Source organism: Roseivirga sp., from assembly GCF_034669765.1.
In the GTDB taxonomy this organism is placed as follows: Bacteria; Bacteroidota; Bacteroidia; order Cytophagales; family Cyclobacteriaceae; genus Roseivirga.
The window spans coordinates 607,065-630,390 of the sequence record NZ_JAXMOQ010000001.1; the positions used below are offsets into that span (position 1 = coordinate 607,065).

Sequence of the window (23,326 nt, forward strand, 5' to 3'; positions counted from 1 at the left end):
AGGCTCCTGTTATAGGAACCTACTTTCTTGCTATTACTCAGTTGAGGAGGGTACTAGCTTTTTGTTGATATCACCAAGTATTTAGATACTTGCCAAAACTTTTTAGGGTCGGTAATCTCTAGGTATTTGATGTTTGCTTCGTTTTCGTCTTGCACGATTATATAAGAATCGGCAGGGTGTTCAGTAACAAGCTCTACTTTATTTGCTTCGATTGGGAGCTTAGAAAACTCACGAATATCGATTTCGATATATTCTTTGCTATCCGCTGACTCATTCAAATCTATACTTCTACCAATCCAAAGGAAACCGCCTTCTTTAGAAACCAAACCTCTTTCTTTAAGGTCTTTGAAACTACCCACTGCATAGTGAACAGTATTCAAATCGTTATTTACCGAAGTCAATAGTTCGATTTCTTGATTTTTAGTGTTGATCTCTCTCACCTGAGAAGCTGATGTCACTTGAATGGAATCATATCTGCCAGCGATCATATTGATTTGCTCGTCTTTTCTAAGCACTTCGCCTCTCAAGTCGGCAATCATAGTGCTTCGTTGTTCCAAATCATCAGTCAACTGATTGATTCTTTTTTGGAAACCAGTAAGCTTCAAGTCCGTGTTTCTCAACTTACCCTTTAAGTCATCTATAGTCTGGTTAGACTGTGCTACCAAATTATCGATCAATGCAAGTTCTTTTAGAAGCTTGTCTTTGTTATTGGCGTTATCACCTGACTGTGCGTTGACAATAAGATTTTCTTTTTCCACAATCGTTGCAACTTGATCTTCCACTTGACTAAGCATGTTTAACACTTCATTGAAAGCGGAGTCTCTTGATGCAATCTCGCTTTGCATTTCTTTAATAGAAACGGTTTGCTCTTCGATTACTTTTTCTTTTTCACCACTACTGCAAGACGCCAGACCTACAGTGGCGAACGCTGCTAGCGCCAAAAGCGCTTTGCTTGTTTTTGAATTTTGAATTTTCATGGCTACTAATTTATATGTGTAAATACTAATTTTCTCTTGTGGTTGGTATTATACCAAAACAAGACCAATATTAGAAGGTGTTGTAAAGTGCTGTTAATCAGTATAATGAGAAGTATACAAATAAAAAACGCTCTACTTTTGAGAGCGTTTTTGTCAAAATGAATAAGATTTGAAGGGATTCGGTTAAGTTGTTTCCTCAATTTCTTTGAGCATTCGGTAAATGGTAGATTGACCGATGTCTAATTTTTGGGCAACAAGCTTAATGTCGTTATCATAATTTTTTAAATACAACTGGATAATACGCTGGTTGTATTCTTTTAAACTCATTTCTTCGCCAGACATTTCAGCAATTACATCTTTGGTGCCGAAGGTGATGTCATCGGGGTGAATTGTTTCTCCTTCGGACATTACTACCGAGAGCTCCACTACAGATTTCAGCTCCCTTATATTTCCAGGATAACCATAACCCAATAGTTTTTTAGAAGCATCGGATGAAAGCACCTTTTTAGCCAGGCCATTCTCCTTGCAGAATTCATCAATAAAGTATTTGGCCAAAACGATAACGTCTTTGCCGCGTTCGCGCAAAGGAGGAAGGTGGATGGTTAATCCAAAAAGGCGATAATATAAATCTTCCCTAAAATTCCCTGCCTTAACTTCCTCTAGCAAATCGCGGTGGGTAGCGGCTACAATCCTACAGTTGATTTTTACAACGTCTGTTCCCCCAACGCGGATAATTTCTTTTTCCTGAAGGGCCCTTAATATTTTGGCCTGAAGGGTTTTGTCCATCTCACCCATCTCATCCAAAAAAAGTGTTCCGCCATTGGCCTGTTCAAACTTTCCGATGTGGCGATTGGCCGCTCCAGTAAATGCTCCTTTTTCATGACCAAAGAGTTCGCTTTCGGCCAATTCTTTTGGAATGGCACTCATATTTACGGCTACAAAGGGGCTTTCTTTTTTCTCAGAATTATAATGAACGGCCTTTGCCACTAGTTCTTTACCTGTACCCGTTTCTCCATTAATGATCACAGAGATATTGGTGATGGTGGCTTTTTTAATGAGTCCGAATACTTTCTTTAATGGTTCGCTTTGCCCTATAATGGAGTTCTGGAAGTCATATTTCTTTTCAACTTCCGATTGTAGGGTCTCAATTCTTTCTTGCAGAGATGAATGCTCACGAATGTGTTTGATTACATTGTGAAGCCTATCCTTAATGTCTTTGGTTTTGGTGATGTAATCGTAAGCGCCATTTTTGAGTAATTCCACAGCAGTATCGATTTCGCTTTGCTCAGAAATGACGATCACCTTAATTTCTGGTGCCACTTCCTTTATCTTTTTCAAAAGTTCCTCGCCATTGGTATCGGGCAAGCGATAATCTAACGTAATTACTTGCGGTTTTTCTTTGAGGGCTTCCATCAAGGATTTACCATCTTCAAAGGCCACCACGCGATAATCTGGGTTTAACTCAAGGGTATAAACTATAAGTTTTCGGTACCATTCATCATCTTCAACTACGAAAATGGTAAAAGAGGCTTTATTCATGTGGGTAATTTACAAAATGAAATTAAGCTTGCGATGGCAATTTTTTATTTCGAAAAAAAGATACTTTTTAAACCCTGAAAAGATGTTAGTTTTTTTTGAGTAAACAGCATTTGATATCCAAAATGGAGCATAAAAAAACCCGAGGCTAACTACTCCTCGGGTTACTAAACAAATAAACTACTAACTTAATGAAGATGACCACACGTTTGTGATCGAATTCTTTAAAATCTGAGGGTTACTACTTCTCATTGATTTCTAATACAAAGATCGTTTTTTTAAGAGAAAGGTTGTGTTTCTTAAATTAATTTAACGTTAATTAACTGGTTGGTTCATATCCTATTTGAGAGGTACTATACCGTTTTGAATCAATTCGAGCCTGCTTTAGTGTGTTTATTGGCTTTAATCGATGTTTTAACCCTTTCACACGGTAATAGTTTCCTTTTCTAATATCAGAAAAGCTCATCACAAGTTTTCTCAAAATGTGTTAATTTATCTGCTTGTCTGAAATACCAGTGTATTTCTGGCGAGCCTCTTAACACATCTTTAGGGTTGGCATAAAGGAGCGGTAACAAGAAAATCATCCCAATCGCTTTTTAACTTAATTTTTAGTTGTAGATTTATTCAATAGGTCAAAAACAACAAACAATGAACTTCATCAACTTAAAATTTACACTCCGGTTTTTATGGAGAAATAAGTTCTTTACGCTTCTTAATCTTCTTGGACTCACGCTCGGTATTACAGCCTCCATTTGGCTGATGCTTTATTTAAAGAATGAGCTGTCTTATGATCAGTACCACGTAAATGCAGACAGGGTTTATCGTTTTAGCCACCATATAAAGGCGCCTGGGGTTGAATTCAATACTGCATTTTCGGCCAACGAATTACCTCCAATGTTGGCAGAGGAATTTCCAGAAATAGAAACCTTCGCGAGGTTTAGCCCTGCAAACACGAGGGAGATCACTTTCCAAAATGAAACTTTTAGGGAGAGCGATATTTTCTATACAGACCCAGATGCAACAAAAATTTTTACCCTAGATTTTGAAGAAGGAAATGCCAAATCTGCCTTAGCAGAGCCCCTTTCTACTATTATTTCGAAGGATGTGAGCCAAAGACTTTTTGGTGATGGTTCAGCAATAAATCAAATCATAGAAATTGACGGAAGGAATGTTAAAGTCACGGGGGTATTCAAGAATCAACCCGAAAACACACACTTTAAATTTCAAGTGCTTGTTTCTGGAGTCGCACAGAGGGAGTTTGCTTTTCAAGATGGCGTATTTAATTCTGAAGCACTATGGAACCCTGACTGCGCCAACTATATTTTGATGAGGCCTGGTTTTGACAAAGCTAAGTTTTTGGAAAAATTTAAAGCGTTTAATGAAAAATATTATATGCCTTTTGGCAGAGTTGTTAATGGAGAGCACTTTTTACGCATTCAAAAACTAGTGGACATCCATTACGATACGGTTAAAATTGAAGATGATTTTCCGAAAGGAAATTCAAATAACCTTGTTGTTTTTACCATTATTGGATTGTCTATTCTCTTCTTGGCTTGTATCAACTATATTAATTTATCAACGGCCCGTGCTGGACTTCGTGCTAGAGAAATTGGGATAAGAAAAGTGTTGGGTTCAGACGCCTTGAGCCTTAGAATGGCACTGCTTTTCGAGTCTGTTGTTCAGGTTTCTGTGGCGCTTATCTTGAGCGTAATTACGGCTTGGTTGCTTATCGAATATTCAAGCTTTCAATCACTGCTGGGCGTTGGCTTTTCCTTCAACTTGTTTGCTCAGCCAGATCTGATTGGGTTAATTCTATTGCTAGTAATATGCACAGGCTTGATTTCAGGACTGTATCCAGCGCTTTATTTGGCCAAAATAAAACCAGTGAAAGCCCTAAAGGGCAATTGGGTTGCAAGCCGGAGTGGCAACTGGGTTAGAAGGGGCTTAGTGCTTTTTCAGTTTATAATCTCAATTGGCGTTCTCACGGGTACTTTGCTGATGAAAGACCAACTGAACTTCTTACAAAACAAAGAATTGGGTTATGACAAGGATCAAATTCTAGTCATCAATAGTCAGGATAGTTTAACACAGACCAAGTTTAAGGTATTAAAGGAAGTGTTTGAGCAGAACCCACAAATAGAAGCGGTAAGCTCTTCCGATTTTTTACCGGGCACAGATGTGGGCCAAACTGTTTTTATGGTAGAAAAAGATGGAGAAATGCATCAGCAGGAATTCAAAACCTTACAAGGGGATGCCAATTATTTGGAGACTTTTGGAATGAGCTTGAAAGAAGGCAGATTTTACCGAGGGGATGAGACTAGAGGTAATGCTTATTTTGTGGTGAATGAAACAGCGGCAAGAATGCTCAATTGGGAAGATCCAATTGATAAAAAAATGGGCTTCTTTCATCAAGAAGAGTTTGGGAGAGTAATTGGAGTGGTAAACGATTTCAATTTTTTCTCACTACATAACCCTATTGAACCTTTGGTGATTGTTTTTAATAATCAGCCCGGTAGTCATTTGATTGTAAGGTTTAGGCAAGGAAATGAAGAAAATTTGATTGCAGGCATAAAAAGCACTTGGGAGGAAACTATCCTAAATTATCCGCTTGACTACTCTTTCTTAAACCAAAGTTTACGAGACCAATATGAAGCCGACAAGAACCAAAATACTTTGATTACTTCAATGTCTATACTGTGCATTTTTGTTTCATTAATAGGGCTCTCGGGGCTTTCTGCCTTCAATGTGAATCAACGAAGAAAAGAGATTGGTATTCGAAAAGTGCTTGGAGCTATGACGCGCCAAATTATACAAATCATTTTCTCTGACACACTCAAAATTATTGTTCTCGCAGGAGTTATTTCTGCTCCTATTTCCTATTTTATCATTAAGAAATGGGCAGAAAACTTTGCATATCAAGCTCCTGTAAGTGTCTTTTCAATGGTGATTTCTGTGATCGTAGCGATTCTCTTGACCTTGAGCATTGTTAGTATTATTGTATGGTATACCTCTCGAAAAAATCCATCAGAAACCCTGAGGTATGAATGAGTCTAAGTGTATGTTTTCAAGTCATCCAACGCCAAGGCCATTCCAGTTGTGAAATCTTGGATTAGCTGTTTTGTGGATTCACTCACATTACCAGATTCTATCTGATCGTGTATTTCTTTTCGAGCTTCGCTAAGAAAAGGAATACCTAAATAATCTGTGCTTGGGCGTATTTTATGTAGTACTTTCCTTACTTCAGCCCAGTTTGATTCAGCTATTTTTTCACTTAGGATTTTGAGTTCTAATGGAAGGTTCAAAAGAATAACTTCAATCATCTCTTTCAAAAAGCTTTGATCTTCCTGAACTATGCGTTTAAGCATACTCAAGTCAACTTTAAATTTGTTTTTCATACATAAAACTTGAATAATACTCTCTTCATTGATGGTACTATTTTATTCTTCAGAAATTAAGTCCTTATTAAATTTAACAACTTAAAATTATTCTTGATTTCAAAATCTTCCTTCCATAGTCTCGCTTACCATTGGGGTATTGGCAACAGCGCTGACAAGAAGACGCTTCATGACTGTATTGATTAAAAAAACTCAGTTATAAAAATAGCAGAAATTATTGATCAGTTAACATTGTTGCACGGGATAAAGCCATAAGAGTACCAAATGCGATAAGATTTTGATAATAATGATGTTATGAGGAAGGCATAAAAAATGCCGCCCAAATTGAGCGGCATTAGTGGTAATCTTATATACTGTATTCTATTATAAGTCGTAATTCACTGAGAACAAGAAGTAACGTTTTTGAATGAAGTATTCGTAGGTGCTAATCAAACTTTCCGAAAATGAATCTCTTCTAATTCCCGTAGTGTTCAGCAAGTTCATGGCCGTAGTTTTAAACTCCCATTTGCTGCCTTCTTTTCGGTAACTCATTTTGGCATTGAGCAGGTCATAAGTGCTTTTTGTTCCGTTAGAAGTGTTTTTATAAGTGTTAAATTCATAATCGGTATCAAAGCGGAAATCCTTTAAGAAACGCAAGATCAAACGTGCCGTAGGCTTATGGTTTTCGAACTTACTGCTGGTGCTCCTGGCCGTATAATTATTGAAAGACACCTCATAACCAAAATTGAATTCTAAGGCTTTCAAAATGGTGGTAGACAATCCAGCTTTATAGCCTTGCTGAAAGCTCACATTCTCATTAGCAAGATCACTAATTCGGTTATTTGTTACAGAACGCGACCAGTTACCTGAAAGGCTTATGCGATAATGGTCAAAGCGTTTGTCGATACTTGCATTTCCCGAAACGCTTTCATTTGCGAAATCAATATTCGTAGGGGTGTTTACCCTTTCTAAACCACTAAAATCTATAATGTTTGTGATGTCGTCAAAACGTTTTTGGTAACTCAAACCTCCCGACACGTTTAGGAAATTATACATGTTGAAGTTGAAATAGTTGAGGTTCAAATTATGGTACCAACTGTTGTCTAACACGGGGTTTCCTGCAAAAAGTGAGTTATAACTTCTCACAATTATGCCTTTAGCTGCATTCTGAATATCGGTAAAACTGGCCGAAGCTCCATAATTAAGATTCAATGAATGCGAGTTTCGGAAATTGTACTTCGCAGTTAAGGAAGGAAGTAAAAGCGTTTTGTCAAACCCCTCAGTGATTCCATTTTGCTGGTTTTCGATGACATACTGGTGCAGGTTAAGTCCAGGGTTTAAGACCAATTTTCCAAACTTTACTTTGTAGTAAAGCCCGAAATAATAATCACTGAAACTATAGTCAACCAAGTTGTTTAAGTCGGGGTCGTTGAACTCATTTGTAGTCCCGTTGTCGAGCCTTTCCATAATACTGGAGCTTAAATCCTGACTGGTTTGGTTCACCCCAAGTTTGAAGTTGATGTGGTTTGTATTGTTCAGAATTCTGTAATAGTTAATGGCGGCTTCGGCTTGTTCGGTACCTATATTTTTAAATTGAAGCAGGTTGTAAGGGCTGTTGTCCGTCATCGGAATGATTGCAGCAAAAGGCCTTTGTGTAGTCGACAAGTCGTATGTCGGATTTTGCTCTTGGCTCTTATAAGTGACTTCGGCCGAAAAAACGTTCTTTTCATCTGGTGCATAAAAAGCTCTCAACTGCTGTTCAATAGAATATGGCTGCTGTGTGCTCAAGCTATTGATATCATTCGAAGTATTATTGAAAAGCGAATTTTGAAGATCTGAATTTTCAATATTAGAAAGGCGAGAGAACACATTGTAATCCAATTGCAAGCTTGCGTTTGGCGAATAAGTAATGCCTAATTTAAACAAGCCAGAAGTACTCTGCACATTTGATTCTGTAGTGAGCGTTTCTGTTTCTCCTGTTTGCAAAACATACTGGCGCTCCGATATTGAACCCAAAGTGTTGTCCACCTTAGAACCAATAGCAAAACCTGAAAATCTGATTTTACTGCTAGGCGTGTAATTGAAATTGAGTGCACCCAATTGGTTGTTCAACTCCTTCGCGCTGTTTCTTTCTGCCATTGGAATTCCTAGTTGGTCGGAGCTTACACGGAAGTTTGAACCCGATCTGCCTGCCAAACTCGCCAAGCCCCCACTAAACCTAAAGTAGTCGCTCATGCTAAAAGCCAAGTCGCCTACATTATTGGCGTCACCAATAAAGTTGATGTTCGTTTTCTTATCGTAATAGAAAACGTTGGCGTGTGCTTTATATCTTTCTTCGGGGCCTCCAGCAAGTTCCAAATCACCAAAGACCATGTTCTTCATATCTTCCTTGAGCTGAATGTTCAATGCCAATTGTTCACTGTTGTTTACATTACTTAAAGGGCCAACATCATTGAAATTCTGCAATACCTGAACTTTGTCCACAGCCTTTGCGGGTAAGTTTTTCGTCATTAGCTTAGTGTCTCCATCAAAAGCCTCCTTACCATCAATCAAAAGTTTGTTCACCTTTCTGCCCTGTACCTTGACTTGCCCGTCTTCGTCTACTTCAAAACCGGGTAAATCCTTGAGCACATCTTCCAGTTTGCGTTCGTTGCCCTGCGTGAATACATCAGCTTTATAAGTAATGGTATCGCCCTGAATTAGAATGGGCATTTCGGTCACCACTTCTACGGCACCCAAATTTCTTTCGTCATTATTCAACTGAATTGAAACGGGTAAAGATTGGGTGTCTTTGGCTGTGAAATACCTTTCAAAAGGCACGAAGCCAATAAAACTGACTTTAAGCTGATAGACCTTTTGGTCTTCCAGTAGTAATTTGAACTGACCTTGCTTATTGGTGACCCCAAACGAAGCGATGGTTTTTTTGGTGGTGTCCATGGCCATTACATTGGCATACTCAAGTGGTAGGCCTAAAGAATCCCTGACCTCTCCAAGATAAACCACTTTCTGTTGGGCATTAGCTTGCTGCATTGCCACATATAGGAATGTGAACAAAAAAATTAAACCTATTCTTTTCATGTTGTGAGTTTTTGACCTTTGTGTTCGAAAAAATTAATTACCGCCTATTTTAATTTTGAAGCTTTTGCCATCTCCACCACCTTGGCTGTATTTCTCCATCATCTCTTTAGTTTTTTCGTCCTGAATGACCTTTAACTCTTCAGGCGTTACTTTTTTACCTTTTGATGGTTTCTTGATTTTCACACCCTCTTCTGGATTTAGAATTACTTTGGTGCAGAGGTAAGTCAATTTACCATCTGAGATTTCCATGATTAAGCCAGGCAGACCCCAAAAGTCATCAGGCCCTTGCGACACTGGGATTTCAGGCGTAAACCAAGCTTCTATATTGATGGTATCGGAAGTTACGGTTGATTCCTTATCATCATTGTCAAATGAAATAACCGTGCGCTCTACTATTTCACTGAAAATGGCTTTTTGGGCGTTGTAATTCCCAATTTTCTTGGTTTCGTTGGTCAATTGCCATTCGCGGTTTTTTAGCTCACTTTGTACCAAAAAGGGTTTACTAAAAACTTCGGTTTCGTTTAAAAAAAGGTTCTCGGCAGTGTTTTTGTACTTGGTTCCTCCCCCAGAAGAAAACCTCATTACCATACCTCCTGCTGAGGCTGATGTAGGCCCTCCTTCAAGGCTTTCCACTTCGGCCCAAGTAGATTCAGTTAAGTTGAATTTCAACTCATATTCTTTTTGCATTTGCTTTTTAAGGCTCTCTTGAATTTGCTTTTCCATTTCTGGCGACATACCGTCTCCTTTAATACTCATGTTACCCATTTTGCGGGCAGATTGGTAGGTAGCAATGCCTTGAAAGTTCTGAGCATTTAAGGTGAGCGTTCCTGCTGTTAGAATGCCCAACATGAGCATGATTGTTTTTTTGAGCTTTTTCATTTTTGATCTGTTTTATGGAATACAAACAAACTTCTATTCATGCAAACCAATAGTTAACCAGTGTTAACGAGTGTTAACCTTTGATGCTCGGGTATTACGAATGCGTATATTTGAACTGTGAAAAAACGCAAGTTCAAGGCTATTATCTATCTGATTTCCTTTACGGTACTTATTACTGTGGGCATTCAGGTGTATAGAAATGTTCAGAATTATAACCTGAACAAACAGCGATTTATCAACGATGTGCAAGTAGCCTTAGACAACGGAGTGGAGGGTTATTTTTCCTCTTTGGCCAAAAGCTTTGTATTTCTGGATAGAAGCGATAGTGGTGCTTTTGATACCAGTGAAATCAAGGCGTTCTTTCAAAATAGTATTGAAGGAAAATCTAATGATTCTCTCAAAAGATTTCAGTTTTCAACCAATACGGCCTTTAGTTCAGATACTTCATTTGGTGGTGTGACTTTTAGGAGTACTGGGAAAGGAGATTCAAATGTACACTTGCGAGGAATTGCTAAACTCAATAATACGGCTGCGATAAAGAATATTTCGATATCAAAAGACACCATTCCTTCTAACAGGCTGAATGAGTTAGAAGCCTTCACCACCAAAATTATGATTTCGATGGTGCAAGATTCCATCGATTTTGAAAACTTAACCAAGTATGTAAAGAAGGAATTGGGTCGAAAGAAAATAAACATTGATTTCGCTTTTGCCTCTTTGCATAACGATGAGATTGTTGATCGGTCTAGAGCGTTTGGCGATGATGAGTTTTCGCTTTCCACGCTTTCAAAGGCCAGCTATTTGCCCAAAAAGGAGCTCAAGATGTATTTCGATAATGCCTCTATAATTATTCTGAAAAGGGGAATGGTGGATTTATTGATTTCACTACTCATTTCGATTTCGGTTATTGGTTCGCTGTTATACCTCTATAAAATAATCAATCAGCAAAAACATTTGGCAGAAATTAAGAACGACCTGATCAGCAATATCACCCACGAATTTAAAACCCCAATTGCCACCGTCACATCGGCCCTTGAAGGCATTGCGAATTTCAATCAGCAAAACGACCCAGAAAAGACCGCCAAGTATTTAGACATGTCGAATGACCAGTTGAAGAAACTCAACCTGATGGTGGAGAAGCTGCTGGAAACGGCCACACTCGATAGCGATGAACTGAGCTTGAGAAAGGAGCCCGTAAACCTAACGCAGTTACTTTCCTCCATGATTGAGAAGTATAAAATGCTGGCGGGATTTAAGCAAATTGATTTTGTATCACCCACTTCCGATGTGGTTATTGAAGCTGATCCTTTTCACTTGGAAAATGCCCTCTCAAACTTGGTAGACAATGCCATAAAATATGGAGGTAATGAAATTCAGGTAATTTTGACACAACTAGGCACACGTGCTCAAGTGATCGTTCAGGACAATGGCGGTTTTATAGAGAAGAGTCAAAAGGAAAGGGTGTTTGACAAATTCTATCGAATTCCTACAGGTAATCAACACGATGTGAAAGGTTTTGGGATTGGCCTTTACTATACCCGAAAGATAATTGAGAAACACGGAGGCTCGATTGATCTAGTTCTGAAGCCCCAATTGACCAGTTTTGAAGTGGCCTTTTCATGACGGATAAAATCAAAATATTATTGGCCGAAGATGAAACGGCATTGGGCACCATCATTAAGGAAAGCCTAGAAACCCGAGGTTTCGATGTGCTTTTTTGCACCAACGGAGAGCAAGCCTTAAATACTTATCGTACAGAGAAGCCTGAATTATTGGTGCTGGATGTAATGATGCCCAAGAAGGATGGCTTTACGCTCGTCAAAGAAATTAGGGCTGAAAACGAGAAAATCCCTGTCATTTTCCTCACCTCTAAATCTAGAACAGAAGATGTGGTGGAAGGCTTTGGTTTGGGTGGAAATGATTATTTGAAAAAACCCTTTAGCATGGAAGAACTGATCGTTCGGATTCATGCGCTTTTAGACCGAAAGAGAAAACGAGAATCTTCGGAAGAAATCAATATTGGTAAATATCGCTTCAACCTTTCGAAACAAAAATTAGGGTTGGGCGATAAGGAACAGACCTTAACGCACCGCGAGGCGCAACTGCTTTTTCACTTGAGTGAAAACAGAAATGCTGTAACGGACAGAAGTTTGATTCTCACCCAACTCTGGGGCAATGACGACTTTTTCAATGCCCGAAGCATGGACGTTTTCATTACTAAACTTCGCAAAAAACTAAGCGAAGACGACACCGTGGAAATCCTGAATGTTCGGGGGTATGGCTATAAGCTGGTGTGTTGAAAAAATGTTCTCAAATCCTCCCCCTTTTTTGAAAAGGGGGTTGGGGGATTAGATGATTTCAGCAAAGAGTTCTAATGTTTCGTTACAATCCTCCCAGCCTCCTTCACTAAGGAGGAGAAATTTGTGCTAGCGTTAACTAGTAGTTCTTTTGAATACCTCCTACCTCAGAGTAACTCTCATAGAAAGACAAATCATGGAGATTTACTTCGTCACTATTCTAATCAGCGCATCGTAACCCTTCAACTTACGCTTTTTGTGGTACTCATACATCTTGTCGTTTTTGATGATTTGAATGCTTTTTACATTCATTAAATCAAGCGCTTTTATCTGATCAACAGTCATGTCAGGTTTTAACTCCCCATCGATTTCTATGATGGCGTTGTCCTCTTCAAGTCTTTTTATAGTAAAGTTGGTCCTTTGAGAGTTGTCGATTTCATCATCAAAATTCACAGTGGAAAAATCTAGGTAACTAGGTTTGAACGGAGATCTCATGGTAATTCCAGATGTCGATTTTTTTGACCCTTTTTTAGTTTGGATTATTATCAATGCGGGGTTAGAATCTTTAAGTTCTGGGTAGGTATCAATGACTGTTGATTTAGATTTAATAACGCTTAGCGTTTCGATTTGACTTGGGTCAATATTATTAGGGTTAAAGTCTTTCTTTAATTCCCCATCAATCACATAATATATTGTCACATCATCGGCTCTAGGGCGAATTACTGTATTATTGGGTTGACGAAAATAGACATCTAAAGTGTCCTTATTTTGTTCACTGTTTGCTTGTAGTTTTCCAAGTTTCACCAACTTAACTTTTATTTCCTTTTGCTCTTTTTCATCATATATTGGGTAGTCTTCTATTATTTCTGAAACCCTAAGGCCAGCCAGTTTATACTGACCCATTTCCTCTTCGCCTAGAATTTTGCCCATAAACTGATACCGTATTTTGGGAGCTGAAAAGTCAATAGAGCTATTCATTTTTTCCAAATACTGATTTACTTCATTTTCATACTTTCTGAGGTTGCTTGAATAAGAGTTTAGAGTTCTCCAGTGTTCATTTAATTCGTCCAGTTGTTTTTTGTATTGGTTCACGAGGGCCGTGTCAGTTTTTCCAGAAGCTTTCAATTGTTTCTCCAGTTCTTTCAAGGCTACTTGAGTTTGCGGAATCTCTCGCTCCACTTTTCTTGTTTCAGCGCGAATGCGAGCAATATTCACTTCATTCTGAGCCTTTTTTGTTTCAACCTTAGCCATTTCTTCTGAATGCTGTTGTGCCCTTTTTTCAAGCTCTTCGTCAATTCTTTGATTGTATTCTTTCGCTTTTTTGGCATTAGCAATATCTCTGGCTTTCAGCACCACATCAATTTTTCTGTTTTTGACATTCACCATTTCTGCTAGTTCTTGAAGCTCTTCTTTGGTTTTTTGGCGTTCTTCAGAAAACTTATGGATTTGATTGTAAGCGGCTTTATAGGCTTCAAACTCTTGGCCAGTGATTTCTGTTTTGTCATTCATGATCGAGCTAACCTTACCCGAAGCATCGGTTTTCACCGTCACTTTAGAGTTTGGGTTTAATAATTCTAAAATGGCTTTGTTCACCTTGGTGGTGTCTTGAAGGGCTGGTTCCTGCATCAAGTTTTCGATATCGTCTTCTTGCAGGTCGGCCATTGACGGTTTGTCTTCTTGCTTTGCATTCTGACTCATAAGCGCAAAACTCAATACCAGAATTCCTAAAGACATGAAGCCACTCAACCAGTTCATTTGTGGTTTGTGATATACAATGCGCTTCACTCTATTCAACAATTGATTCTTCTTTCCGGCAAAGGCCAAAGCAGGTTGAAATTTATGTCCTTGAAATTCAGACGCATTGGTCAAGGCCCTGATGAGGGTGAGCTTTTTACCCAATTGATTTAGGGCAATATCATCGCAATGGTATTCTCTTTCGGCATCGAGTTGTGTTTTGAGCCACCAAAAAGCGGGGTGGAAAAAGTACACCACATGCAACAGGTTGATAACTATGTTGATAAGAAAATCTTTTCGTTTGATGTGGGCCAATTCATGTACCAAAATGGCCTCTATTTCATCGGTAGGGAGGGCTTGGATTAGCCCCATTGGGAAAATAATGACAGGCTTAATCACCCCCATGACCAATGGAGAAGAAACCCTTTCAGAGTGTTTTAAAAGCACTTTCCCCTTTATTTTCAACGACTTACAAAGGACGCTCATTTTCTCTAACCAAGCAGAGTCTACAATAGGAGAAGCTTTAGATTTTAAGCGATTTAGAAAATAGAAACCGCCTAACATTCTGACTGTGAATAAGAAGGCGCCCAAAAGCCAAATCACTAAGGCCATGTTGGCGTTTTGTGACGTCCATGCTTTCCATTTGGCTATAAAGGTGAGAGGAGCTGCTGCTTGCTCGGGAGTGTTGAAAGTTTCACTTAAGTCCAACGAGAAAAGAGCTGAGTTGTCGGAGCTGATTGAGTTAGCAACGGGTGTAATAGCGTAAGTTGTATCGAAGTGTTGTGTGAAAGTAACTATAGAAAGGAGGGGCAGAATAAGAATGGCCACCAACACTACAGTATAACGTTTTGCGGGCGAAGCTTTCCTCATAAAAAGCAAAACAACAAAACTGGCGATGAGCACTAAGGCACCTTGCCAAAGCGAATCGAATAGGGTTAAGCCTAAGGCTTCGGCCCATTGTGGGTTGATGAATCCTTTCATTTTTGTTCTCCTTCTAGTTGTTCAATGAGTTTTTTGATTTCTTCGAGCTCTGCTTTCGAGGTTTTTCCTTGCCCCAATGCCTGCATGACCAATTGCGAGGCGGAACCGCTAAAAGCGGCATCGACCAATTTATTGAGTAAAGTATGTTGTACATTTTTCTGCTCAATGGCGGGCTTGTACACATGGGTGCGAGACGATTCGTCTCTAGTGACAATGCCTTTTTGCGCCATAATCTGCATCAGTTTTAAAGTAGTGGTATAACCAGTTTCCTTTTCCTGACTGAGTATTTCATTGACTTCCCTTACCGTACTTGGGCCTTTTTGCCAAAGCACTCTGAGTATATCTAATTCCGATTCGGTGGGTTTTTGTGTCATGTTGCGTCCGTTTTTGTCTTGAAGTTTTGACCCTGCTGAAGTAAATCTTTATGATCTACGACAAGTTTCGTATCAAACATATACGAACGATTTCGTAAATGCAAATTTTGTTACGAATTATTTCGTATATCAATTGAATGCGTGGTGTCTTTTCAGCGGATTTCTACCAAAAATGTGAAAACCCTTTCCTCTCATCATATTTTTAGAACAATTATATTAATGATCTGTATTTAGCATGATAGGAATGTTTAATTTCATTAACCACTAAACCGACCATTAAGATGAAACTACAGAAGAGTTTAAAACGATTCACAGGGCTTCTGGTCTTAGCGCTGTTATTGAACTTCGGTTCGATGCAGGCGCAGGACACAAATTTGGGCTACCAAAGACCTCCAGAAGAAATTGCCAAACTTATTGATGCGCCTTCAACGCCATCGGTAAATATTGACTCCAAAGCAGAATGGATGTTGCTGATGGAAAGACCGGGTTACCCTTCCATTGAAGAAGTAGCCGCGCCAGAACTGAGAATTGGCGGAACAAGAATTAATCCTGCCACCAACGGACCAAGCAGAGAAAGCTTTATGACAGGCTTGAGCTTGAAGAACATCGCTTCAGGCCAAGAATTTCAGTTTTCAGGAATGCCAAGCAAACCTCAAATTGGCAATGTAAGCTGGTCGATGGACGAAAGTAAAATTGCTTTTACCAATACCACCGAAAACGGGATTGAGCTTTGGGTAGCAAATGTAAGCAGCAAATCAGCCAAAAAACTGACGGGTGAAATCATCAACAATGCATATGTAGGCGCCTACGAATGGATGCCAGATAATAACTCCTTATTGGCAAGCACGGTGATAGACAACCGAGGCCCGCAGCCGAAAAGACCTTTGGCGCCAACCGGACCAGTACTTCAAGAAACTTCTGGTGCGCTTGCCGCTTCAAGAACTTATCAGGATTTACTCGAAAACCCCTATGACGAAATGCTTTTCGAATACTATACCATGGTTCAGTTGAGAAAGATTGACATGAATGGAAATAGTCAAAAAGTAGGGCAGCCAGATATTATTAAGTCGGTGAATATTTCGCCTGACGGCCAATACATGTTGGTGCAAACCATTCAGAAACCATTTTCTTATTTGGTGCCTGCCTCTCGTTTTCCTTTTCATTACGAAGTATGGAGTACTACCGGAAGTTTGGTGAAAGTAATGGCCGAAATTGATTTGGATGAAGTTCGTCCGAATGGTTTTGATGCCACAAGATTGGGTGCAAGAAGCATGAACTGGAGAGCGGATAAACCAAACACTTTATACTGGGCAGTGGCCAACGATGGTGGCGATCCGAACAAAGAAGTAAAAGAGCGTGACATTGTGTACATGCAAAGCGCTCCGTTTAACGGAAACCCAACCAAGCTTTTGGGTACTAGTTTACGCTACTCTGGCATTCAGTGGGGCGATGAGAATCGTGCCATATTAAATGAAGGCTGGTGGGCGCAACGCTTAGACAGAGCTACTTTGATTGATCCTTCTAAACCTAATACTCCTGGTCAGGTGTTGATTGACCGCGCTACCACCGATCGTTATAACGACCCTGGAAATCCAGTAATGACGAAAAATCAATATGGTTGGAACGTGCTTTTGTTTGACAAAGACAATTTGTTTATGCGCAGTACGGGCGGTTCACCAGAAGGAGACAGACCGTTTTTGAGCAAGTTCAACACAAAAACCAAAAAGGCAGAAATCCTTTTCAGGTCTGAAGCGCCTTATTACGAAAGAGTAACGGATTTACTTTCTAATAAAGGAGATATGATTGTCACCATTCGTGAGTCGGAGAAAGAGCCACCAAACTATTACATCCGTGACTTGAAAAAAGGCACAATGAAGGCGATCACCGAATTCCCTCATCCACAACCTTCATTAATGAACATTAACAAGGAGATTGTAAAGTACCAAAGGAAAGATGGCGTCAACCTAAGTGCTACTTTGTATACTCCAGCGGGTTACGACAAAGACCGAGATGGGCGTTTGCCAGTGATCATGTGGGCATATCCAATTGAGTACAAGTCGGTAGAAACGGCTTCACAAATTAGAGGCACACCTTATTCTTTCACAAGAGTAAGTTCTGGTTCTCCTTTGTTTTGGGTGCTTCGCGGTTATGCCGTAATGGATGGCACTGAGTTTCCTATTATTGGTGAAGGTGAAAATGAGCCGAATGATACTTTCGTAGAGCAATTGGTGATGAATGCAGAAGCAGCGATTGACAAAGCGGTAGAAATGGGTGTAGGCGACCGCAACAAGTTTGCAGTAGGAGGCCATTCTTATGGCGCCTTTATGACGGCCAACCTTTTGGCGCATTCTGATTTATTTGCAGCCGGAATTGCCCGAAGTGGTGCTTATAATAGAACCTTAACTCCATTTGGCTTCCAAAGAGAAGAGCGTACTTATTGGGAAGACCCTGATCTTTACAACACCATGTCGCCATTTATGAATGCCGATAAAGTGAATGAACCATTGCTTTTGATTCATGGTGAGGCCGATAATAATTCAGGTACTTTCCCAATCCAGAGTATTCGTTTTTACAATGCCATTAAAGGGCATGGCGGTACTTCGCGTTTGGTAATGTTACCTCACGAAAGCCACGGCTACCGCGCAAAAGAATCGATTATGCATATGCTTTGGGAAATGGATTCTTGGTTAGAAACCCACGTAAAAAATGGAAAAACTAGCCCAGAAAGCGCAGCCATCAACAGTAAGAAGTAATTGATATACAAATACTGAAACAACTAACCGCACTCGAAAGGGTGCGGTTTTTTTGTTTGGGGTTAACAAGGGTAAAATTCAATATATTTTAGGTTAGCAATCACATTCAAGACTTACTGTTATTATTTTCAATCAAGAATTCCAATTTAAAGGAAATGTAAGCGCACTTAAGAATCATCGAAAGGTCTGCCACTCTCACCAGTTACCGTTAAGGCAATTGTTCTTAATACTTAAATCAAGTAACCCTATTTCATAATTTAAACTGTCATTACACATCTGAAAGGGTCATGGGAGCATGCCCTTTTTCTGTTTACGCAAACACTTTTATCAGGTAAATCGTCTCCTGATTTCCTGAATCAGGAGTTAAGGCATCCATTTGAGTACTAGAATTGCATGAACTCAAATAAATAACATTATGAAAAAATTATTAGCCGTACTGCTACTATCGATTGCAGCAGTAGAAGCGAGCGCTCAATTTCACACTTTAAAAATTCCTCAGCCGAGTAATCGTGTTACTGAAACACAGCGACTTGCTGTCACAGATATCACCATCGATTACTCAAGTCCTTCTGCGAATGGAAGGGATGTATGGAATGACACCAATGTAATTCCTAAAAATGGTGACCCGATACCGTGGCGAGCTGGTGCTAATATGAATACTACCATCGAATTCAGCACCGATGTAACCATAGAGGGTAAGGCATTGAAAGCAGGGAAGTATGGATTTCATATCATACCTAAAGATGATGGCTACCAGCTCCTTTTTGCTCATAATAATGATCAATGGGGAAGCTACTACCTTGATGTGGACAAGGATGTTACCTTAAAGGTTGATGTAAAAAGTGAAGAATGCGCCCCTTCAGAAAAGCTGGACTATGAATTCATCAATTGGACTGAATCAACAGTGCAAGTCGCTTTGGAGTGGCGTAATCAAAGGATTCCTTTTACAGTAGGTGTTGATATTAATAATACTGTAGTTGAAAGTTTTAGAAGTGAGCTGCGTGGTATCAACACTTACCACTGGCAAGCGTGGAATGATGCCGCTGCGTGGTGCCTAATACATAACACTAACTTAGAAGAAGCACTTACCTGGGCAGATAGGTCTATCAATGGTGGTTATGGTGGTTTTGCTGCCAATAAAAATGTGACTAACCTCACGACTAAAGTTAGACTTTTAAAGGCTCTTAATAAGAGTGAAGAGCTCACGGCTACAATTACTGAATTGAAAGCTATGGATATGAGCCCGAATGAGGCCAATGAATTGGGGATATTTTTATTGCAAAACAATAAGGCATCAGATGCACTTGAAATTACAGAAAGGCTATTGAAGGAGAATCCTGATGCATGGTTTCTAAAGTTGAACAAAGGAATCTTTCAATACTACTTGGGCAATAAGAAATCTGCTCTGAAAACATTGAATGAAGTAGAAAGGGTTATTCCTGAAGGATTCAAGGCAAGGTTGGGCCAGATTAAAACTGAAATAGAGAACGATACCTATAAAGTACCTGGGAGTTGAGTTTTCGGGTTTTTTGACCAGACGGCATGCCAGCAATGGCATGTCGTTTTTATGCTGTTTTTAGTGCCTGAATCTGCTTAAAAACCTTCGGACTCATACCCGTTTGTTTTTTAAACGCGGCATAAAATGCAGATGGCGTTTTAAAGCCAACATCATAAGCTAAAGCCTCCACTTTTACATTGTCTTCGATCAATAATAGGCTCTGCACTTCGTTAATTCTGAAATGATTAATGGCTTCAGGAAATGTCATTTTGTAAAGTTCTTTTACACAATGAGTGATCAAATAAGCGGGTATTTGTAATTGCTCGGAAAGTTGATTGATTGTTATTCCTGGCACTCTGTAAACATTTTCATGCTCAAAGGCCTCTTTCACCTTCTTTACATACAATGGAGAAACCTCTATCTTCATGGCTGGCTGAAAAACCACTGGAGATTTGAGGGCATTGATAAACACAAAATAAATGCCCACAGCCGCAATTCCTGAACCAATGGCATAATCCATCATGGAGTTGGTAAGGTGCTGATAAACAAAGGCCATCCAAACTAGCGAAACAGCAATCAATATTTGCTTGTTCCAAGCAGCAAGGCGCTCATGCTCATAAGTGCTTACGGTATTCACCTTCCATGCCTTGAGCAAATAGAAAAACATTATGACTGTAGTAATCTGATAAAACCATGTAAATCCTTCATCTTTTACTACCGTGAAGCAAAGCACTGTACCAACCAATGGGTATATAAAATGAATGGCATAATAATACCATGGAATTGATTTTCTACTGGCAGCATAGGCGGTATAAAACAATGTGAGCGGCCCTATTAAAGAAAGCCCCAAAAAGCCTGTGGCCACACCTTCATCTGCCATAACAGGAAGAAGAAAATATGCAATAGACTTACCTACGCGAAGTGAAATTGCCAAAAACAGTGCGCCAAGAAAGTAGTTGCCAATTTTATCATCCTTTCTAATAAAAATGAGGTAAGCTGCTAAAAACAAACCAGTTGTTACTGCTATACCGGCAAACAAACCTAATATTCCAAAGAGATTCATGGGCTATGGATTCACGCTTTAGTTACGTTGAGCTTACAGTATAAGTTACGATAAGTAAAACGTGAATCTGATGCTGTTTTTCAGCAAAGATAATTGGTTTATTCAAAGCCCTATTCAATCAATCCAGCTCGCTATGTTCATCGGTATTTCTGTTCTTACTTTTTTGTAAGCCATAGCCTTTTCGATTTGCTTAGGGCTAAACACCTAAAATTATATTTTATTAGGCTTAGGCTTCCAAATAGATATTCACTTTTACATTTGAAGTCAATTTAAAATAAACATTTCGGCCTATTTTCTCCTCTTCAATAAGACCTAATTTTTCAAGGTCATTTAAATCTTTACGGGCTGTTTGACGAACAATACCATACCTTTCAGAATATGAAGATATGTTAACCCTATTGGTCTCTTTCGCATATAAGTATCCGATAAGATCGGCTTGTCTTTTATGCAATCCCTTTTGAATTAGCTTGTAAGCTATTAGGTTAGACTTTTCTCTTTCCTCCTTTTTCTTATCTCGATACCTTACTAGGCTTTCAAAAGCAACTCTTAAGCTTTTGATAGAGTACATTATAAAATAAGTAAGGTCATTGTCATCGTTTTCCGTTTTTAAAAATGCTTTATCGTATTGAATCCTTGAATCCAAAATAGCTCTTGATATTGAAATACTTTTTATAAGACTATAATCCTTTTTCAAAAGATACCAATAAAATAATGCTCTGGCTGTTCGGCCATTTCCATCTTTGAATGGGTGGATAAAGCCAATCATAAAATGAATAATTGATGCTTTTATTATTGGGTGAATGAAAGTTTTATCCTCATTCACGAATTTGCATAGCTCTTCCATCAAGGCAACAACCTTTTCGTGCTGTGGGGGAGTATGGGCAATCTCACCATCTACATGATCTTGAACATATATTTGGCCATCTCTAAAAGAACCTGCACAACTCTCGGCACTCGTATTTGCAGTCATTATTCTATGAACTTCAATAATAAACTTAAAATCCAAAGGGCTTTTAATTTCTTCATCAATGAATTTGATACCTCGAAGATTATTGAAAATCATCTGTTCCGATTCATTCCTAGGTTTACGTCCAGACTTAAGCATATCCCATGCAACTTTTGTTGTTGTTGCAGCACCTTCAATTTGTGAGCTGGCGATAGCTTCTTCTAAAAGAGAGTTTTTTAAATATTCGGATTTTTCAAAATTTGTGATTGGGCTCTTATATAACCCTCCTATGAGTTTCAGATCGAACTCATGGAGATCCTTTTGAATCAATTCAGTAAGTGTATAGCAAAAATTGAAGTCGCCAAATGTCAATTTTTTATAATTCGAACGCCTATTTAATTTTAACAATGCCCAAGATTTTATTGGTTCAAAAGGCAGATCCTTTCTGTGTTTAAGTTCATCCCAGTATAAATATCTTGCATTAGAGGATTTAAAAAAATCATCATATTTCTTTGAAAAGAATTCGGCTATTAGATGCTCATCTTTCAAGATCAGTTCGCTTATATCAAACTGTGGTGGATTTTCAAACCTCATGTTAAATATGTTAAATATGAATACAAAATTAACATATTTATTAATTATTAGAAAAATAAATTTGGCAGACCCTGTCTTCTGTAAATTAACCCTCTAATTACAATGAATTCTCGAAGTGATATTTTAAAAAAGAGTCTATTGATAATAATTGTACCCTTCCTAAAACAACCCCATCTGCCCTTTGTTGGTTTTCACAAATAAGTCGGTGCGAAGCTTAGGCCTGGGTTCCGTATTTTGAAAGTACTTGGCTTTAGAAAGCTCAAACAGTCGGTTGATGGATTGCACCATTAAGCCCTCGCCTCGCATTCTGGTGCTGTAACGGCTGTCGTTTAGTTTGCCTCCGTGTGCGGCCTTTATTTGGTTCAGAATTTTACTTGCCCTGTCCGGAAAAGCTTCCTGCACCCAATGTTCGAACACTTGGCCAATGGCGCCATTTAACCGCACCATGTTATAACCAGCGCTTCGCGCTCCAGCCTTGGCAGCGGCCTTCATAATTTCAGGAATTTCATGATCGTTCAACCCGGGAATAATAGGGCCAATCATAATGTTTACGGGCACGCCACGCTGGGTTAGGGTTTCAATGGCCTTCAATTTTCTAATAGCCGAAGCTGTTCTAGGTTCTAGCTTTCTTCTTACCGATTCATCCAAAGTAGTGAGGCTGAAATAAACGCTAATCAGGTTGAGGTCGGCCAAAGGCCCAATAATATCGAGGTCGCGGGTAATGGTAACGTTTTTGGTAATAATGCCCACAGGGTGCTTGTATTTCAGAAAAATAGCGAGCAGCTTTCGGGTTATTTCAAGCTTTTGTTCCAAAGGCTGATAACAATCGGTATTGCCGGAAAGCACGATGGTAGAAGGCTGCCAATTGGGGTTTTGCAAATGCTTTTCTAGCAACTGTGGCGCAGACTCCTTGTACATAATCACTTTTTCGAAATCTAACCCAGCATTATAACCCCAGTATTCATGGCTGTTTCGCGCATAGCAATAAATGCAGCCATGCTCGCAACCTTGATAAGGGTTGAGGGAATAGGTCATGCCGACATCAGGGCTTTCCACTTTGTTCACAATGGTTTTTGGGAAGATGGGGATGTACTTGGTGTTCGGGTTTTGGCCATCAAATTCATCGATTGCCTCTAGGTGTTCTTGTACATATTCGTGCATCAAGAACCTGTTCTTCACCTGCTTTTGAGCGCCTCTTCCCTTAATCATTAATCTAGTATTTTTAGTAAAACTAAAAATACT

General features: G+C 39.3%; 15 protein-coding genes. 5 read left to right on the plus strand and 10 right to left on the minus strand.

Annotation, left to right across the window (positions count from 1 at the left end; all coding sequences use genetic code 11):
* Nucleotides 1–53 precede the first annotated feature (53 nt).
* Nucleotides 54–977, minus strand: coding sequence for a hypothetical protein (locus VOI17_RS02605; protein ID WP_323755673.1), 924 nt, complete (start codon nt 975–977; stop codon nt 54–56).
* Between the two features lie 183 nt (nt 978–1,160).
* Complete coding sequence (locus VOI17_RS02610) at nt 1,161–2,516, minus strand: sigma-54 dependent transcriptional regulator (protein WP_323755674.1); 1,356 nt, start codon at nt 2,514–2,516, stop codon at nt 1,161–1,163.
* Between the two features lie 645 nt (nt 2,517–3,161).
* Here VOI17_RS02610 and VOI17_RS02615 point away from each other — a divergent pair.
* A complete protein-coding gene (locus VOI17_RS02615; RefSeq protein ID WP_323755675.1) occupies nt 3,162–5,561 on the plus strand; it encodes an ABC transporter permease in 2,400 nt (799 codons plus the stop codon).
* 2 nt (nt 5,562–5,563) lie between these two features.
* On the opposite strand, the gene VOI17_RS02620 is transcribed toward VOI17_RS02615, so the two are convergent.
* The 3 genes from VOI17_RS02620 to VOI17_RS02630 form a co-directional block, all read right to left on the minus strand.
* The gene (locus VOI17_RS02620) at nt 5,564–5,908 is read right to left on the minus strand and encodes a hypothetical protein (protein WP_323755676.1); all 345 of its coding nucleotides are present in this window, start codon (nt 5,906–5,908) and stop codon (nt 5,564–5,566) included.
* A gap of 363 nt (nt 5,909–6,271) precedes the next feature.
* Nucleotides 6,272–8,965, minus strand: a complete 2,694-nt coding sequence (locus VOI17_RS02625; RefSeq protein WP_323755677.1) for a carboxypeptidase-like regulatory domain-containing protein — start codon at nt 8,963–8,965, stop codon at nt 6,272–6,274.
* A 33-nt stretch (nt 8,966–8,998) separates the two neighbouring features.
* Nucleotides 8,999–9,844 (minus strand): GLPGLI family protein, encoded by an 846-nt coding sequence (locus VOI17_RS02630; protein ID WP_323755678.1) that lies wholly within the window; start codon nt 9,842–9,844, stop codon nt 8,999–9,001.
* Nucleotides 9,845–9,961: 117 nt separating this feature from the next.
* Between VOI17_RS02630 and VOI17_RS02635 the strand changes: the two genes are divergently transcribed.
* The gene (locus VOI17_RS02635; protein WP_323755679.1) at nt 9,962–11,467 is read left to right on the plus strand and encodes a HAMP domain-containing sensor histidine kinase; all 1,506 of its coding nucleotides are present in this window, start codon (nt 9,962–9,964) and stop codon (nt 11,465–11,467) included.
* Nucleotides 11,464–12,144: a response regulator transcription factor gene (locus VOI17_RS02640; protein ID WP_323755680.1), complete on the plus strand. Its 681-nt coding sequence runs from the start codon at nt 11,464–11,466 to the stop codon at nt 12,142–12,144. The genes VOI17_RS02635 and VOI17_RS02640 overlap by 4 nt, the downstream gene beginning before the upstream one ends.
* A 201-nt stretch (nt 12,145–12,345) precedes the next feature.
* Here VOI17_RS02640 and VOI17_RS02645 read toward each other — a convergent pair whose 3' ends face one another.
* Together VOI17_RS02645 and VOI17_RS02650 are read right to left on the minus strand one after the other, a co-directional pair.
* On the minus strand, nt 12,346–14,856 hold the full coding sequence (locus VOI17_RS02645) for a M56 family metallopeptidase (RefSeq protein WP_323755681.1): 2,511 nt from the start codon (nt 14,854–14,856) through the stop codon (nt 12,346–12,348).
* Nucleotides 14,853–15,230, minus strand: a complete 378-nt coding sequence (locus VOI17_RS02650; RefSeq protein ID WP_323755682.1) for a BlaI/MecI/CopY family transcriptional regulator — start codon at nt 15,228–15,230, stop codon at nt 14,853–14,855. The genes VOI17_RS02645 and VOI17_RS02650 overlap by 4 nt, the downstream gene beginning before the upstream one ends.
* Before the next feature lie 281 nt (nt 15,231–15,511).
* On the opposite strand from VOI17_RS02650, the gene VOI17_RS02655 reads away from it, so the two are divergent.
* Nucleotides 15,512–17,983 carry an alpha/beta hydrolase family protein gene (locus VOI17_RS02655; protein ID WP_323755683.1) on the plus strand — a complete coding sequence of 824 codons (2,472 nt, stop codon included), beginning with the start codon at nt 15,512–15,514 and terminating at the stop codon, nt 17,981–17,983.
* Nucleotides 17,984–18,398: 415 nt separating this feature from the next.
* The gene (locus VOI17_RS02660; protein ID WP_323755684.1) at nt 18,399–19,499 is read left to right on the plus strand and encodes a DUF2911 domain-containing protein; all 1,101 of its coding nucleotides are present in this window, start codon (nt 18,399–18,401) and stop codon (nt 19,497–19,499) included.
* A 49-nt stretch (nt 19,500–19,548) separates the two neighbouring features.
* Here VOI17_RS02660 and VOI17_RS02665 read toward each other — a convergent pair whose 3' ends face one another.
* The 3 genes from VOI17_RS02665 to VOI17_RS02675 form a co-directional block, all read right to left on the minus strand.
* Entirely contained in the window at nt 19,549–20,544 is a 996-nt protein-coding gene (locus VOI17_RS02665; protein WP_323755685.1) for an AraC family transcriptional regulator, read from the minus strand.
* A gap of 226 nt (nt 20,545–20,770) precedes the next feature.
* Nucleotides 20,771–22,084: a Fic family protein gene (locus VOI17_RS02670; RefSeq protein WP_323755686.1), complete on the minus strand. Its 1,314-nt coding sequence runs from the start codon at nt 22,082–22,084 to the stop codon at nt 20,771–20,773.
* Between the two features lie 159 nt (nt 22,085–22,243).
* The gene (locus VOI17_RS02675; RefSeq protein WP_323755687.1) at nt 22,244–23,293 is read right to left on the minus strand and encodes a PA0069 family radical SAM protein; all 1,050 of its coding nucleotides are present in this window, start codon (nt 23,291–23,293) and stop codon (nt 22,244–22,246) included.
* Nucleotides 23,294–23,326: the final 33 nt, after the last annotated feature.

Coding starts and splice junctions, on each gene's coding strand:
- VOI17_RS02660 (WP_323755684.1), top strand. CDS start 18,399: ATGAAAAAATTATTAGCCGTACTGCTACTATCGATTGCAGCAGTAGAA.
- VOI17_RS02630 (WP_323755678.1), bottom strand. CDS start 9,844: ATGAAAAAGCTCAAAAAAACAATCATGCTCATGTTGGGCATTCTAACA.
- VOI17_RS02655 (WP_323755683.1), top strand. CDS start 15,512: ATGAAACTACAGAAGAGTTTAAAACGATTCACAGGGCTTCTGGTCTTA.
- VOI17_RS02665 (WP_323755685.1), bottom strand. CDS start 20,544: ATGAATCTCTTTGGAATATTAGGTTTGTTTGCCGGTATAGCAGTAACA.
- VOI17_RS02625 (WP_323755677.1), bottom strand. CDS start 8,965: ATGAAAAGAATAGGTTTAATTTTTTTGTTCACATTCCTATATGTGGCA.
- VOI17_RS02610 (WP_323755674.1), bottom strand. CDS start 2,516: ATGAATAAAGCCTCTTTTACCATTTTCGTAGTTGAAGATGATGAATGG.
- VOI17_RS02670 (WP_323755686.1), bottom strand. CDS start 22,084: ATGAGGTTTGAAAATCCACCACAGTTTGATATAAGCGAACTGATCTTG.
- VOI17_RS02650 (WP_323755682.1), bottom strand. CDS start 15,230: ATGACACAAAAACCCACCGAATCGGAATTAGATATACTCAGAGTGCTT.
- VOI17_RS02615 (WP_323755675.1), top strand. CDS start 3,162: ATGAACTTCATCAACTTAAAATTTACACTCCGGTTTTTATGGAGAAAT.
- VOI17_RS02645 (WP_323755681.1), bottom strand. CDS start 14,856: ATGAAAGGATTCATCAACCCACAATGGGCCGAAGCCTTAGGCTTAACC.
- VOI17_RS02675 (WP_323755687.1), bottom strand. CDS start 23,293: ATGATTAAGGGAAGAGGCGCTCAAAAGCAGGTGAAGAACAGGTTCTTG.
- VOI17_RS02605 (WP_323755673.1), bottom strand. CDS start 977: ATGAAAATTCAAAATTCAAAAACAAGCAAAGCGCTTTTGGCGCTAGCA.
- VOI17_RS02640 (WP_323755680.1), top strand. CDS start 11,464: ATGACGGATAAAATCAAAATATTATTGGCCGAAGATGAAACGGCATTG.
- VOI17_RS02620 (WP_323755676.1), bottom strand. CDS start 5,908: ATGAAAAACAAATTTAAAGTTGACTTGAGTATGCTTAAACGCATAGTT.